Below are 14,248 nucleotides of genomic sequence, written 5' to 3'. Positions count from 1 at the left end.
AATGTTTGACTTGCTCATTTGCTTTTTTGATAGTGTGTGCTCACTTAAAATTTAACGTTGGCGCTTTGTTTTGTTCAGTTTTCAAAGAGCAATTTGTTTGCCGCATCTCTTAGCGACTTTAATATCTTAACATCTTATTACTACTTCGTCAATAACTTTTTTAAAAAAGTTTTTTCCATTCTTTTTCAAAAGCTTTTACGTTGCAGCAACTTTTATAATATACCAGCGTATAAATTAATAGTCAATAGATTTTTTACATATAATTCACTTTTGAATCTCATGACTGATTTCCCTTGGACAAATTCTTTTTTCCCCTCATATACATTAGGCATTCCTCCTCGGTGCTCACCCTTTTAAACAGTCTGAAAAGGATGTTATATTTCTCGTTTATTGCCCTTTTGACTAAGTGATCGATTCTGTCATCCTGCAGATCAAATAGTATTTCATCCATCTCTCTTTTTAAAAGATACTCTAATTCCATCTTCTCCTTGTCATTAATCAATAAACCGAGCATAGTTCACACCTCCACCAGACAGCATTCCCCATTGCCAGCATTTTTATGAATTTTCAACTGATTTTTTTGCATAACAATAATCCTTGCGCATAAATTTGAAGACAAGAGTACTTTGGACAAGGGGATGGATTAATGAAATTTTTCATGGTGCTTCAAGCCAAGAAGATCAAATATTATTCGTTAATATTACTTACGGCACTTTTTACCGCTTGGTTCCTTTTTGTACAAAACATTCTTCATGCCCCCGTTTTTTCTACAGAAGATGGGCCGAAAGCGGTTTATAAAGGGGAAAAGAATGTTGCGATCACGTTCAATATCGGCTGGGGTGATGAGAAAGCCGCTCCGATAATAGAGACATTAAAAAGGGAAAAAATTAAATCCGCCACATTTTTCCTCTCGGGATCCTGGGCTGAACGTCATCCGGACATAGTAGCGGAAATTGTGAAAGAAGGATATGAAATTGGCAACCTTGGTTACGATTATAAGGATTATTCCGAAATGGAAGATCAGGAAATCATCCGGGATATTTCTAAAGCGCAGGAAGCATTTAAAAAACTGAATATAAAGAATATAGAACTTTTACGCGCTCCCACCGGCCACTTTGATAAACGCCTCTTAAAGATCAGCGAGAAATTCGGATATACTGTTGTCCATTGGAGCATCGATTCAAAGGATTGGACCAATCCGGGTGTGGATCGAATCGTACAGAACATCACTAAGGCCCAAAAGGGTGATATCATCTTATTACATGCCTCAGACTCAGCAAAACAAACGAATAAGGCTTTACCGGAGTTAATAAGTGAACTTCGATCAAAAAATTTAAACTTCGTTAACGTTTCAGAGATGATTTCCAATTCATCAGCAAGCAGTGAGGAAGTTCGCTGACTAAAAAAACTGCGTACTAATGGTCTCCAAGAACCTTTAGTACGCAGTTTTTATGTTTGACTTCCTTATGTATGCCCCGGCTTACATAAAGGTTAGCTGCCTTTACCAAGTTCACCGGCTTTCATCTTTCCCTTTGCCGGAGTTTGCTTACGCCCTCTTTTACTGGCCAATTCCTTTTGTGAAATTTCAATCAATTTGCTAAGGACCAATAATTGATATGCATTGCAGACCAGCAATGGAAACAGCATGAAGTAAAGCCAGCTTTCATCATTGGCACTTAGGACAGGTATCCACTCCAAAACCGTGAACACGACCATGAAAAACAAGGCCGGTATGAACGACTGTTTATTCGTTTGTTTCATTTTGAAATAAGCTGTAACAAGCCCTAAGGCCAATACAACCAACGCTAACACGATGTAGGAACTGATCCCTTCGCCTGAACCAAAGCTAAGATATCGCAGGTAGACAAGATCGAAAACAACAAAAAGAATGAGTACAAGTTGAACGGCGTTCCATAAGGAAGCGCTTTTAAATATTCCCAGACCAAAACGATGTATCGTTAAATAGGCAAAAAAGCCGGCTTGGCTTATGACACTGAAAATTAATCCAACACCGAATAACCAAATAAACGTTGATAAGATGGCGCTGACATCAAAAGAAGAAAAATAAGGCTTAAACTCACTCCACCGAGCCAAGAAACCTACAACTCCGCCCGTTACACCACCTATAAGCAATGTTGTTAAAAACAATTTAACTAAATTACGGCTGTTCATTGTCTTCCTCCATACATTTCTATTTCATTTCCTTAATTGTACCAACCAAATTTGGAAAAATCCACTTATTCCACCAAGGAATAATATCGCCGATTGGAACCATATTAACAGTAAGAAGGATGAAAGGGGCCCTGCGTATGAGAGTGGGAGTTGCTTTGCTTTTCACGTCATTCTTACTCGTTTGTTCCGGTTGTGCTCAAAATGGAGCAGGCGCAGAAAAAATGGAATATGAAGAGACAAAGAAGATGGTCGTCGATATCTTGAAGACAGATGATGGAAAAAAAGCCATCCAGGATATTATTACTGATGATAAAACGAAAGCTGAACTTATTATGGATTCGGATGACATTAAGAAATCCATTGAAGATATGGTCACTTCAGATAAAGGGAAGGAATTTTGGAAAAAGACATTTAATGATCCCGAATTCGCTTCCGCATATGCTAAAGCATTAGAAGACGAACATAAAAAGGTTTTGAAGGACTTAACTGCTGATCCTCAGTATCGTGGAATGCTTATGGAAATATTGAAAGAACCGGATATGGAAAAAGAAATGAATAAGTTATTAAAAACCAAGGAGATGCGGTCGGTCTATAAGGAGCTGATCATCGAAACCATGGAGAGTCCTCTCGTCCAAGCTAAAATGCAAGAGAAATTGGATAAAGCAGCCACTAAAGCGGCCGAGAAGGAGAAAAAGTAAAAAGAACGAAATAAGGCTGATCCCAATCGGAATCAGCCTTATTTTTATTGTAGTTTTTCAATGACTTTCTTAGCAATATCTTCGTAAATTCTTCCGAGCCTATGGTCCGCTGCGTAAATGGATGGAGCAAAGTCCTCTTCGTTCCAATCCGGCTGTTGCAGGGGAAGTTGACCTAAAACTTCTGTACGAAGCTCTTCTGCAAGCTTCGCTCCGCCGCCTTTTCCGAAGACATATTCTTTTTCACCCGTCGTTTTACTTTCGAAGAATGACATGTTCTCTATGACACCAATGACTTCGTGTTCTGTTTTGATGGCCATGGCACCAGCCCTTGCCGCAACGAAGGCTGCAGTCGGATGCGGTGTCGTAACGATGATTTCTTTACATGAAGGGAGCATCGTATGAACGTCCAAAGCAACATCGCCTGTACCCGGCGGTAAATCAAGGACCAAATAGTCCAAATCTCCCCATTCCACTTCGTTAAAGAAACTGTTAAGCATTTTACCCAGCATCGGTCCTCTCCAGATGATCGGCGCGTTATCCTCTACAAAAAAGCCCATTGAGATGACTTGCACGCCAAACCGTTCTACAGGAATGATTTTTTCCCCGCGAACAACCGGTCTTTTAGTTATCCCCATCATATCAGGTACGCTGAATCCATAAATATCGGCGTCAACCAGTCCGACCTTTTTACCCAAACGAGCAAGTGAAGTAGCGAAATTCACTGAAATCGTAGATTTTCCCACCCCGCCTTTACCGCTGGCGATCGCGATGAATTGCGTCTTGCTGTTAGGTCCAAGCAAACCTTGGTCCGCTTCATCCTGAGGAATACTTTCACGATGCTTGGCTAACTCCTCTTCTGAAAGCTCCGTGAAACGTATACCTACCGATTCCGCTCCGTTCGTTTTCAGCAAGTCCACAACTTCCGATTGCATTTGCATTTGTTCGGCAGTCCCCGTTTTCGCAATCGCCAGTTTAACGCTTACATGATTCTTTTCGGGTTTTATTTTGATTTCTATAATTCCATTTGTCTCTTCAAGGTTTTTATGTAGAAAAGGGTCTTTAAGATCCTTTAATAAATTCAGTACTTTCTCTTCTGTTAACAAGTCGAGCACCCCTTTGAATTTTATTTTCCATTTTTCAGTATAACATATAACGGAAAGAAAACTTATTTTCTTACCCGCTGCGAAACCTGATAATTTTACCCATAATAAAAAGGTCTTGTACCTTACAAGACCCGACATCACTCTTCATCCGATAGTTTTTCCTCTGTAAAGTACCGTAAAATGCCCATATAAATCGAACTGGCAACCTTTTCTTGATACTTATCACTGATTAGGCGTTCCCTTTCCTCGGTATTGGAAAGAAAGCCAATTTCCACAAGTGCCCCCGGTTTCTTGGCATAATTCATTAAATACACATGTTTAATCGTTTTTGCATCACGCTTTGTATTTTCCAGGTTTCTAATGATTTCAGTCTGAATGAATTTTGCCACCTGTTCATTTTCCTCAAACCTATTTGTATAAAAGGTCTGGGCACCTTTCGATGACGCTGATGGAAAAGAGTTCAAATGAATGCTTAAAAATAAGTCCGCTTCCGAATCATTGATCATTTCAACCCGATTCCGTAGATCCTCCTGTTTTCGCTGGCGGATCCCCTTTGTATTTCCCTGTGCCAAATCCTCATCCTTCTCACGTGTCATGATGACAAGGGCACCCTGTTCCTGTAAATAGTCCCTGACCTTTAATGAAACGGAAAGGGCAATTTCCTTTTCCATAACCTCTTGTACATTTGCCCCGCCGTCCATTCCTCCGTGACCTGCATCCAGAATGATGACCTTACCTGCCAACGGAAGATTCCAGGAGTCCCAAGAATCATCTTCAACAAATTTAAAAGTCACAATTAAAAAAAGGACAAACAATCCCATTGCGATTCCTGTATATTTCAGCTTTCTGCGCATGACCGTTCCCCTTCCATGATCTCTCTACTAAAAAGTATGGGACAAACCATGGAATTAGAACATGGAATGGGAATTTTCCTTTCTTAATGCAGTTTCATTTTATATCGTTTTTCACCAGTCTTAAAGCCGTCCAGCCACCAATCCCCCACAAATCCTTCACAGCAATAAAACAACCCTTCATCAAAAGCATTATTCACTGTAACTTCCCGCCAATACAAAATGAAGTTAAAAAGAGTATCGACCAAAAACTTCTCTTCTTTCCAGCACCTGGTCCTAACATCTTCTTCCGACTCACCATAATAGCCAAACTTACTATAGTTCGCTCCTAATAAATAAGCCTCGATGGCAACATCAAAGTAGCCTTCCTCCAAAACATCCATCAAATCCTGTCCGAAGTAACGCTGAATCCTTCCCTTCATATCCTCGATAGAAAGTTCCCTGAGCAGCTTGCGTTCGAACTTCAATTGCCTTTCCCTTTGCATCTCCTGTAAACCTAATATCACAGCCATATTTCACCTCCGGGGCAATTCCCCATTTCCCAAAATTATTTCCCAAGACATAATTTAGTTTTTGCGTTCTAGTTTGAACCATTCGTTTATTCCATTGGCAAAAAATAATGAGGATAGGTTTGACAAGTAATTTAATTCGATAAGCAATATGCTATCTTCCATAAGCCCGTCAAAGGTCAAAAGCACTTTTCGAATGATGTTTACTGGCAGAAAACTTGGAACCATCACCCATAACTCGCCACTCAGGCCGCTACCCGAGGCTGACCTTGCCGACTTGGGTCGCTCACTGCGCGTGCCTCTTTGGATCTTGATCAACACTGATTATTCCTGTCGTGTTCTTCCTTAAACTTAAGCCAGCCATCCTCCATGACAACTTCAGGCTTAGTGGACTATTAAGATGAAAAGGACATCCATGGTTAACGGATGTCCTTTTCTCAAACATAAAACATTTTATAATAGCGAATTCATTTAATACCCGCTTACTTAGCAGGATGTCATTTTAGCTGCATGAGGTTCAGAGCGCAGGACAACATAACATCCAAAGATGGTGCAACACAAAGTTTGAAATGGCTTCCTATTATTGTTCCACTTTATATCTGTCCAGCTCTTTTCTTTAATCGTCCAGCAAGCGGCACTACAATTATTCCAGCTATAACTACCTGCATTACGTTTCCTGGGATGGAGCCAAATGGCTGTATCCAGTTACCATAAAGAATAACTTCGACGAAATAGTAGCCGACGATTTTTATAATCAATGCAACGGCAACGGCCATAGTGTATACCAATTCTCTTTTTCCTGGTACCTTTTCGGATATAAGGCCGGCTAGAAAGCCCATTGCTCCTACGATGACGAATGTAAACGGTGCCCATGCTGCCCAACCAGAGAATAGGTCGAAGAAGGCCATACCAAAGGCGCCTGCTATCGCCCCTGTTTTTTTGCCATATACCAAGGCTGCTATAAACAGGGGAACGTTACCCAGATGGATAAGGCCTCCGTTACCCATTATTGGGAGCTTGATGTTAATGAACATTGTCGCTACAAGGGTTAACGCAATGAATAGCGCATTGATGACCAAGGCTTTTGTTTTAGTTGCTTCAATCGGTGAGTATGTTGAATTCATAGGAAGTCCTCTTTCTTTTTTTAAGTATTATCATACTCCTAAACAGGAACTTAATAAATATGGATTTTACAAAAAATTCTGTATTACATAAATAAACTCATGTGTAAACAAATGGAACATACCTGTCACCAACGGCACCGCGGCGTTTTATTTGGATTTGATGCTGAAAATTTGGGTCAAATCTTTTTCCGGCATAAAAAAACACCCCCCAACATCATTGCACTCTGTACATTAAATAAATTTGGTTGGCAATATAATCTGAACTAAAATGAAGCCCCTTTCTTAACCACCATATTATAATTCCTACCAATGAGGCCGTTTTAATATCAATGTCAACATAATCAGCAGGTAAATCCTTCTTGGTATTCTTCCTTCTTATTTCTACTAATTGCTTTAATAATGAAAACAATTGTTCCTCAAACTGATTCGTCTTAAATAAAACAAGTAAATAATTTCGATGGGTATATAAATAATCAAGTAATTGCGTTAGCTGTTGATTTTCTGATAAATCTTTTGCATGTATTAAAGCAAAAATTTTATCAGAAAGCTCATTTAAAATCTCATCGGTGATTTGCGTTAGTAAATCTTGAATATCCTGATAATGCAAGTAAAATGTTGTTCGGTTTAATCCTGCTTTGGCTGCGATTTTCTGAACCGTTAAATTTGAAATAGCAGGGTCCTCGGATAAGAGAGCAATGACAGCGTTCTTAAACATTTCTCTTGACCGAATTGTACGAGGATCTTCTTTCTTAGGAATAGACATTTTTAACTCCTTTATAGATTTTCTTTGACTTTCTCAACAGCATATATCCCTTTGTCGATTAGTGAACATTTTCAAGAAAACTGTTCATGGTAAGCAACATATATTTTTGTTACCATCGATTTTATCGACACGTTGTTGAGAATGCAAGTCAAAAATAAAGGAGTTTACGAATGAGTAATGATATAACAGAAAAAAATAAAAAAATTTTATTAATTGTACTGATTGCTGGTTGTTTTTTATCAACATTAAATCAGACTTTATTAAATGTTGCATTAAGTGGTTTAATGGACGTATTACATGTAACTGCTGCAACTGTACAATGGTTATCAACTGGATTTATGCTTGTGAACGGTGTTTTGGTGCCAATTACTGCCTTTTTAATGAAACGGTTTACAACAAGGCAACTATTTATTAGCTCGATGTTCTTTTTGTTAATAGGATCTGCACTTTCCGCATGTGCTGTGAATTTTGGCATGCTGTTAACGGGAAGAATGATTCAAGCAGTAGGTGCCGGGATTATAATGCCTCTAATGATGACAGTTATTTTATATTTATATCCTAGCGAAAAGCGTGGAAGCATTATGGGGACAATCGGCTTTGCGATAATTTTTGCTCCAGCCATAGCCCCTACATTATCTGGTTTTATCATTGAATATGTTTCATGGAGATGGCTATTTATTGGGTTAATCCCATTTATATTAATCGTCATAGCTCTAGCATTCAAATATTTAATGAATGTTGCCAATTCAACAAAAGCAAAATTGGATATCATAAGTGTCATTTTATCAACGATTGGTTTTGGCTGCATATTATTTGGATTTAGCAGCGCAGGAAGCAAGGGATGGGATAATCTCGTTATCATTACTACAATAATCGCCGGAATAATCGTCACGGCTCTATTCTGTTTACGCCAAATGAAATCCAGTGATCCATTATTAAATTTATCTGTATTTAAGTACAAAGTTTTCACGCTTACGTCTTTCATCAATGTACTAATTACGATGATCATGTACGCGGATCTAATTCTTTTACCCATTTACTTGCAAAATGGACGAGGTTTTACAGCATTTGAAGCAGGTTTACTGTTATTACCTGGAGCTGTGATTAATGCCTTCTTATCCCCTGTCACAGGTAAAATGCATGATAAATATGGTGCAAAACCACTCTTTATTACAGGTTTGCTATTTATCATTGTTTCGATGTGGGGTGTCATAGATATAAACGAATCCACAACCTATAGCTATTTAATGGTTCGTACCATTATATTACGAATTGGCTTGAGCTTTATTACCATGCCATTAAATACTGCAGGGTTGAATGCTTTACCAAGAGAACTGGGTTCCCATGGTTCAGCTGTAAATAATACCATTCGCCAATTGTCAGGTGCTATTGGAACAGCCGTTGTCATCACAGTGTATACAATGCAGGCAACTTCGCATGCTTCTGAGCTATCAATGAATGAAAATATTTCAGCTATTCAACTAAAGGCATTAGCTTCCATCTATGGCTCAAGTGAAGCCTATGTATTCATGTTAATCTTATCTTTTGTGGCGTTAATTTTTGCATGCTTCATGCCAGGAAAAGCCGTAATCAAAAAAAACCAAGATGAACCTCATAACTAAATTATTAAAATGGAGTGTGTAATAAAAAGCATATCCGGGAAATCCCGGATATGCTTTTTATATTTCAGTTACCCACATTTTCCGGGCATAAAAAAGACCCCCAACCAAAATGGTTGAGAGCCTTGAAACGATAATAGAATTAACGTTTTGAGAACTGAGGTGCACGACGTGCGCCTTTAAGACCGTATTTTTTACGCTCTTTCATACGTGGGTCACGAGTTAGTAAACCAGCAGTTTTAAGAGATGGACGGTATTCTGGATCAACTTGAAGCAATGCACGAGCGATACCGTGACGGATTGCTCCAGCTTGACCAGTGTATCCACCACCGCTAACGTTTACTAGAACGTCGTAATTTCCAGTAGTTTCTGTTGCAACTAGTGGTTGGTTTACAACTTCACGTAATGCTGCGAAAGGAATATATTCATTGATGTCACGACCGTTAATAACGATGCGACCTTCGCCTGGTACTAAACGTACACGAGCTACTGAGCTCTTACGGCGACCAGTACCATAATATTGAACTTGTGCCAAGATAGTAACCTCCTTAGTAATTATCCGCGTAATTCGTATACTTCTGGTTGTTGAGCAGCGTGTGGGTGCTCAGCTCCAGCGTATACGTGTAATTTTTTGTAGATTTGACGACCAAGAGAATTCTTTGGAAGCATACCTTTGATAGCAAGTTCAAGCATTCTCTCAGGGTAGTTTGTACGCATTTCAAGAGCAGTTCTAGTTTTAAGACCGCCTGGATGCATAGTGTGACGGTAATAAATTTTGTCAGTCAATTTTTTACCAGTCAAGTGGATTTTTTCAACATTGATTAGAATTACATGATCACCAGTGTCAATGTTCGGTGTAAAAGTTGGTTTATGTTTACCACGTAAGATGGATGCTACTTCAGTAGAAAGGCGACCCAAAGTTTTGCCTTCAGCGTCAATCACATACCATTTACGTTCTACTTCATTAGCTTTCGCCATAAATGTCGTACGCATGGTTAACCTCCTAAAAAACTTTTTAATTTTTTATATTTATTTTCAATCACAATAAACTTCCGGGGCTTATCGTGGGATTAAAATACATACCATATTATATTAACTTCTCCCAGATTCATTGTCAAGGGAATGTTACACTAGGATAAGTTGTCTATAAAACACTCTCTGCAACTCCATGAAAAGGTCAGTGTAGCGTCAAACCGCTCCATTACTGAGTTCATCTCGTTTCCCAGTTGTAAAAAAACTGGTATCACTTCGAAAATTATTTTATTTGTAAAATACTTTCCATAAATATAAGCCTTGGGCTGGTGCTGTTTTCCCTGCAAAACTGCGGTCCTTTTTGGCCAAAATCCCGCTCATATCACGGGGTGATATCTTGCCGCTGCCGACATCGAGGAGCGTCCCAACCAAGATACGCACCATGTTATACAAAAAACCTTCGCCAACGAAGCGGAAAACCATGAAACCATCGCTCTCTTCAAAATCCATCACTTGTATCGTTCGAACTTTATCGACTACTTCCGTCTTAGCCGAACAAAAACTTGTAAAGTCATGTGTCCCAATCAAGTAGGAGATCGCTTCCTTCATCGCCTCCCCATCTAACGGGTAGGGATAATGATAAGCGTAATTTCGCTGGAACGGATCCCGCAGTTTCGAGCGGGCTATGATATAACGGTACTCTTTCCCCGTCGTATGGAACCTTGCATGAAAATCGTCAGGCACGATCTCGACTTCCAGAACGATGATATCGGTCGGGAGAAGGGCGCTGAACGCCTTTACCCAATTTTCCGTAGGGAAGGTAAGGGGTGATTCAAAGTGAAGCACCTGCCCCTTTGCATGGACTCCTGAATCTGTCCTGCCTGAAGCAGTCACTTTTATAATTGTGCCTTTATGCATTTGGGCCAAGACTGCCTCGAATTCACTTTGTATGGTGCGCTTCTCAGGCTGCACCTGATAACCAGCAAAATCCGTGCCGTCATAAGCGATCACACATTTATATTTTGGCATAGTACTCTTCCTTATTATGAACGTAATAAAAATAACATGACCGTTAGAACACCGATTGAGACCATCAAAAGACTATCACTCATCTTCCAGTTCAATTGGCGATATTTCGTGCGGCCTTCCCCGCCACGGTATCCTCTTGATTCCATGGCAGTTGCCAATTCCTCAGCTCGTTTGAACGAACTAACAAATAAAGGAACAAGCAGCGGTACAATTGATTTAACCCTGTCCTTTATCGGGCCAGATGAAAAGTCAACGCCCCTTGCAGTTTGGGCCTTCATGATTTTTTCCGTTTCCTCCATTAGCGTTGGAATGAAACGAAGCGCAATGGACATCATCAATGCCAGTTCATGTACAGGCATCTTCCACTTTTTCAAGGGCCCCAACAGCTCTTCCATTCCATCAGTAATGGATATCGGGGATGTCGTCAAAGTTAAAAGTGACGTAACAAGGATTAATAATGTAAATCTTACTGATATGAAAAAACCTTGAATCAAACCGCCTTCATAGATTTCAAACCAACCGTATTCAAAAAGCAAATCCCCTTCTTTCGTAAAAAATATATGGAGAAGGAATGTAAATACAATCAAGAAAAAGATTGGTTTTAACCCATTATAAAGATAACGAAGCGGTATTTTGGAAAGAATGATCAAAAGGATGGTGAATACAGCAAGCAAACCGTAAGAAACGACATTATTCGCCAAAAAGACGACACAAACAAACAGGAACACAAGGAGCAATTTAGCCCTTGGATCCATCTTGTGCATCAGTGAATTTGCAGGGACATAACGCCCGATAATCATTTTATCCAGCATCAGCGGTTCCCCCGTTTCATGGCTTTATCTATTTCTATCGCTAAATCACCGATATTAAGACATGGATGATCAAATCGAACACCCAGTTCCTTCTGGAGTTTTAGCTGAAAACGGACCGTATCAGGAACATCCAGGCCAAGCTCCATTAATTGTTCCGGCTCCGAGAAAATTTCCTGGGGGGTTCCCTTTTTGAAAACCGTACCCTTATGCATGATAATGATGTCATCCGCGTACTTGGCTGCATCCTCCATGCTATGAGTCACCAGAATCGTTGAAATGCCTCTTGCTTTATGCAGATCATAAAACATATCCATGATTTCTTTGCGTCCGCGCGGATCCAGACCCGCTGTAGGCTCATCAAGCACCAATACTTCCGGCTCCATGGCAAGTACCCCAGCGATGGCCACCCGTCGCATTTGTCCGCCGGATAAGTCGAATGGAGATTTTTCAAGAACTTCCTCATTCAAACCGACTTGCGCGATGGCTTTCCTGGCCAGTTTCTTAGCATCGATTTCAGAAACGCCAAAGTTCATCGGACCGAAACATATATCCTTTTCAACCGTTTCATCAAATAACTGATGTTCCGGAAACTGAAAAACAATTCCGACCTTTTGTCTTATTGGCCGCAAAACCTTTTCTTTTCTTCCGGCTTCAATCGTCCGATCCCCAATGAAAACCCGACCCTTCGTCGGTTTTAAAAGAGCATTCAAATGCTGCAGTAGCGTGGATTTCCCGGACCCTGTATGCCCGATGATTGCGGTATAGGTTCCCGGCTCCATTGAAATATTGACATCATGAAGGGCTAGATGTTCAAAAGGAGTATTCACCTGGTAGCGGTATTCTACATCATCGAGTGTAATTCGCATAAATCCTTCACCAACTCTTCCTCTGTCAAATGCCCATCAACTACACGAACACCATTTTTTTGTAACTCCTTGGTTAGTTTCACTGAAAAGGGAATATCCAGACCAAGAGCAATCAATTCTTCCTCTAATTCAAAAATATCCTGAGGCGATCCTTCACGATATAACCGACCTTGGTTCATGACTATCATTCGGTCAGCTTTCGCAGCTTCCTCAAGATCATGGGTGATTGATATGACAGTAATATCGTTTTCCTGCATTAATTCCCTAACAGTTTCAAGCACTTCTTCACGGCCTCTTGGGTCAAGCATGGAGGTTGCTTCATCTAAGATGATTATGTCTGGCTGCAGGGCTATTACACCTGCTATGGCCACTCTTTGCTTTTGACCGCCGGATAGATGGTGCGGCTCTTGATTAAGAAAGGCATTCATTTTAACCTTATTTAACGCACCATGAACACGCTCCACCATAACCTGCTGAGAAACACCGGCGTTTTCTAAACCAAAAGCCACATCATCCTGAACTGTAGTGCCTACAAATTGATTATCTGGGTTTTGAAAAACCATGCCAATTTTCTGGCGTACATCCCAAACGGATTCTTCTGTCAAAAGTTGATCATTAATCGTAATGGTACCTGAGTTAGCGAACTGAAGACCATTCAGTAACTTCGCTAATGTCGACTTGCCAGAGCCATTATGTCCGACAATCGCAAGCCACTCCCCCTGATGAATATCAAAAGAAACATCATCCAAGGCGTTTCGAGACTGACCCTCATATTTAAAAACAATATTATTTAAAGAAACCAGCTTCTTCACCATGTGGCCCTCCTCATTCTCGACTGCACTCGTCTAAACTAAACTCTGCTCACTCATAATAAATATAGTGGTTTTCCTTCTGAAAATATAAAAAAACGCTGCACCCCTTCCACCGAAAGAATTTTCGGTAAATTAAGAGCAGCTAACAGCGGGCCTGTTACGAAAAACAGGTTATCTTATAATCGCTTATCAAAAGCGGGAAGGGATGCTTGAGCTAGACGTGAAGGCTCCCTGCATGATACAGGTTCCGCCAGCCATCGTAACACTCAATGCGAATTTCTAAAGTACAGAATTTCTATTTAAAAAAAGAAAAAGGGCATAGAACAAGTGAGTATATTCATTTGTCCCGCCCTTTTTCATCGTTGTTATTAAACTAATTCAATAACCACGACTGGTGCACCGTCACCGCGGCGTGGACCAACTTTCATGATACGAGTGTATCCACCTTGACGTTCTTCATAACGTGGAGCCACGTCACTGAATAGTTTTTGAAGGGCATCTGTGCCATTCTCAGCGTCAGCGATTTCGTTACGGATGAAAGATGCAGCTTGACGGCGTGCATGCAAGTCACCACGTTTACCAAGAGTGATCATTTTATCTACTACAGAACGTAATTCCTTTGCACGTGCTTCAGTAGTTTCAATGCGCTCATGGATAATAAGATCCGTAGCTAAATCACGAAGTAATGCTTTACGTTGTGCGCTAGTGCGTCCTAACTTTCTGTAACCCATTAGAGATTCCCTCCTTTGTTGAAGTTCTATATTGTGTGTCTATAACAAGGCTCACAACATAATGGATTGATTCCGCCATGTTATCAGTCGTCTTTACGAAGACCTAAGCCTCTAGAGCAAAGTCGATTTTCTCACCATCTTGATATAACCCTTCATTAATATCGCCTGTTTCTGGATTCACTTTCAC

General features: G+C 40.3%; 17 protein-coding genes. 3 read left to right on the top strand and 14 right to left on the bottom strand.

Going from position 1 to position 14,248, the window contains the following annotated elements; translation table 11 throughout:
• Positions 1–277: 277 nt before the first annotated feature.
• Positions 278–514, bottom strand: a complete 237-nt coding sequence (locus tag ACFVS1_RS25945) for a hypothetical protein (protein WP_352926930.1) — start codon at positions 512–514, stop codon at positions 278–280.
• Positions 515–646: 132 nt separating this feature from the next.
• Here ACFVS1_RS25945 and pdaB point away from each other — a divergent pair, with 132 nt between their 5' ends.
• Positions 647–1,399, top strand: a complete 753-nt coding sequence (gene pdaB, locus ACFVS1_RS25940) for a polysaccharide deacetylase family sporulation protein PdaB (protein ID WP_352926928.1) — start codon at positions 647–649, stop codon at positions 1,397–1,399.
• Positions 1,400–1,491: 92 nt separating this feature from the next.
• Here the strand turns inward: pdaB and ACFVS1_RS25935 are convergent, their stop codons facing one another.
• A complete protein-coding gene (locus ACFVS1_RS25935) occupies positions 1,492–2,172 on the bottom strand; it encodes a KinB-signaling pathway activation protein (RefSeq protein WP_352926925.1) in 681 nt (226 codons plus the stop codon).
• 137 nt (positions 2,173–2,309) lie between these two features.
• On the opposite strand from ACFVS1_RS25935, the gene gerD reads away from it, so the two are divergent.
• On the top strand, positions 2,310–2,870 hold the full coding sequence (gene gerD, locus ACFVS1_RS25930) for a spore germination lipoprotein GerD (RefSeq protein WP_352926922.1): 561 nt from the start codon (positions 2,310–2,312) through the stop codon (positions 2,868–2,870).
• A 44-nt stretch (positions 2,871–2,914) separates the two neighbouring features.
• Here the strand turns inward: gerD and ACFVS1_RS25925 are convergent, their stop codons facing one another.
• From ACFVS1_RS25925 to ACFVS1_RS25905, 5 genes are all read right to left on the bottom strand, one after another.
• Positions 2,915–3,973, bottom strand: a complete 1,059-nt coding sequence (locus ACFVS1_RS25925) for an Mrp/NBP35 family ATP-binding protein (RefSeq protein ID WP_144480964.1) — start codon at positions 3,971–3,973, stop codon at positions 2,915–2,917.
• A gap of 137 nt (positions 3,974–4,110) precedes the next feature.
• Complete coding sequence (cwlD, locus tag ACFVS1_RS25920) at positions 4,111–4,827, bottom strand: N-acetylmuramoyl-L-alanine amidase CwlD (RefSeq protein ID WP_387551969.1); 717 nt, start codon at positions 4,825–4,827, stop codon at positions 4,111–4,113.
• Between the two features lie 83 nt (positions 4,828–4,910).
• Positions 4,911–5,336 carry a DUF2521 family protein gene (locus ACFVS1_RS25915; protein WP_352926916.1) on the bottom strand — a complete coding sequence of 142 codons (426 nt, stop codon included), beginning with the start codon at positions 5,334–5,336 and terminating at the stop codon, positions 4,911–4,913.
• 590 nt (positions 5,337–5,926) lie between these two features.
• Positions 5,927–6,457 carry an ECF transporter S component gene (locus tag ACFVS1_RS25910; RefSeq protein WP_352926913.1) on the bottom strand — a complete coding sequence of 177 codons (531 nt, stop codon included), beginning with the start codon at positions 6,455–6,457 and terminating at the stop codon, positions 5,927–5,929.
• Between the two features lie 214 nt (positions 6,458–6,671).
• On the bottom strand, positions 6,672–7,220 hold the full coding sequence (locus tag ACFVS1_RS25905; protein WP_352926911.1) for a TetR/AcrR family transcriptional regulator: 549 nt from the start codon (positions 7,218–7,220) through the stop codon (positions 6,672–6,674).
• Positions 7,221–7,390: 170 nt separating this feature from the next.
• Between ACFVS1_RS25905 and ACFVS1_RS25900 the strand changes: the two genes are divergently transcribed.
• Positions 7,391–8,842 (top strand): DHA2 family efflux MFS transporter permease subunit, encoded by a 1,452-nt coding sequence (locus ACFVS1_RS25900; RefSeq protein WP_387551964.1) that lies wholly within the window; start codon positions 7,391–7,393, stop codon positions 8,840–8,842.
• 139 nt (positions 8,843–8,981) lie between these two features.
• Here ACFVS1_RS25900 and rpsI read toward each other — a convergent pair whose 3' ends face one another.
• From rpsI to rplQ, 7 genes are all read right to left on the bottom strand, one after another.
• The gene (gene rpsI, locus ACFVS1_RS25895) at positions 8,982–9,374 is read right to left on the bottom strand and encodes a 30S ribosomal protein S9 (RefSeq protein ID WP_034304957.1); all 393 of its coding nucleotides are present in this window, start codon (positions 9,372–9,374) and stop codon (positions 8,982–8,984) included.
• 20 nt (positions 9,375–9,394) lie between these two features.
• Positions 9,395–9,832, bottom strand: coding sequence for a 50S ribosomal protein L13 (gene rplM, locus ACFVS1_RS25890; RefSeq protein WP_034304960.1), 438 nt, complete (start codon positions 9,830–9,832; stop codon positions 9,395–9,397).
• 267 nt (positions 9,833–10,099) lie between these two features.
• The gene (gene truA / locus ACFVS1_RS25885; protein WP_387551960.1) at positions 10,100–10,840 is read right to left on the bottom strand and encodes a tRNA pseudouridine(38-40) synthase TruA; all 741 of its coding nucleotides are present in this window, start codon (positions 10,838–10,840) and stop codon (positions 10,100–10,102) included.
• A 14-nt stretch (positions 10,841–10,854) separates the two neighbouring features.
• Positions 10,855–11,652 (bottom strand): energy-coupling factor transporter transmembrane component T family protein, encoded by a 798-nt coding sequence (locus ACFVS1_RS25880; protein WP_137024085.1) that lies wholly within the window; start codon positions 11,650–11,652, stop codon positions 10,855–10,857.
• On the bottom strand, positions 11,652–12,518 hold the full coding sequence (locus tag ACFVS1_RS25875) for an energy-coupling factor ABC transporter ATP-binding protein (RefSeq protein WP_241593946.1): 867 nt from the start codon (positions 12,516–12,518) through the stop codon (positions 11,652–11,654). Before ACFVS1_RS25875 ends, ACFVS1_RS25880 begins: the two co-directional genes overlap by 1 nt.
• Entirely contained in the window at positions 12,494–13,333 is an 840-nt protein-coding gene (locus ACFVS1_RS25870; RefSeq protein WP_352926899.1) for an energy-coupling factor ABC transporter ATP-binding protein, read from the bottom strand. The genes ACFVS1_RS25875 and ACFVS1_RS25870 overlap by 25 nt, the downstream gene beginning before the upstream one ends.
• Positions 13,334–13,698: 365 nt before the next feature.
• Positions 13,699–14,061 carry a 50S ribosomal protein L17 gene (gene rplQ / locus ACFVS1_RS25865; protein ID WP_034304973.1) on the bottom strand — a complete coding sequence of 121 codons (363 nt, stop codon included), beginning with the start codon at positions 14,059–14,061 and terminating at the stop codon, positions 13,699–13,701.
• Positions 14,062–14,248: the final 187 nt, after the last annotated feature.

Origin of the sequence: Peribacillus sp. NPDC058075, assembly GCF_042885195.1 — a bacterium.
Lineage (GTDB): Bacteria > Bacillota > Bacilli > Bacillales > DSM-1321 > Peribacillus.
Note: the sequence above shows the minus strand (reverse complement) of the source record. Positions and strands in the feature narration are given on the sequence as shown.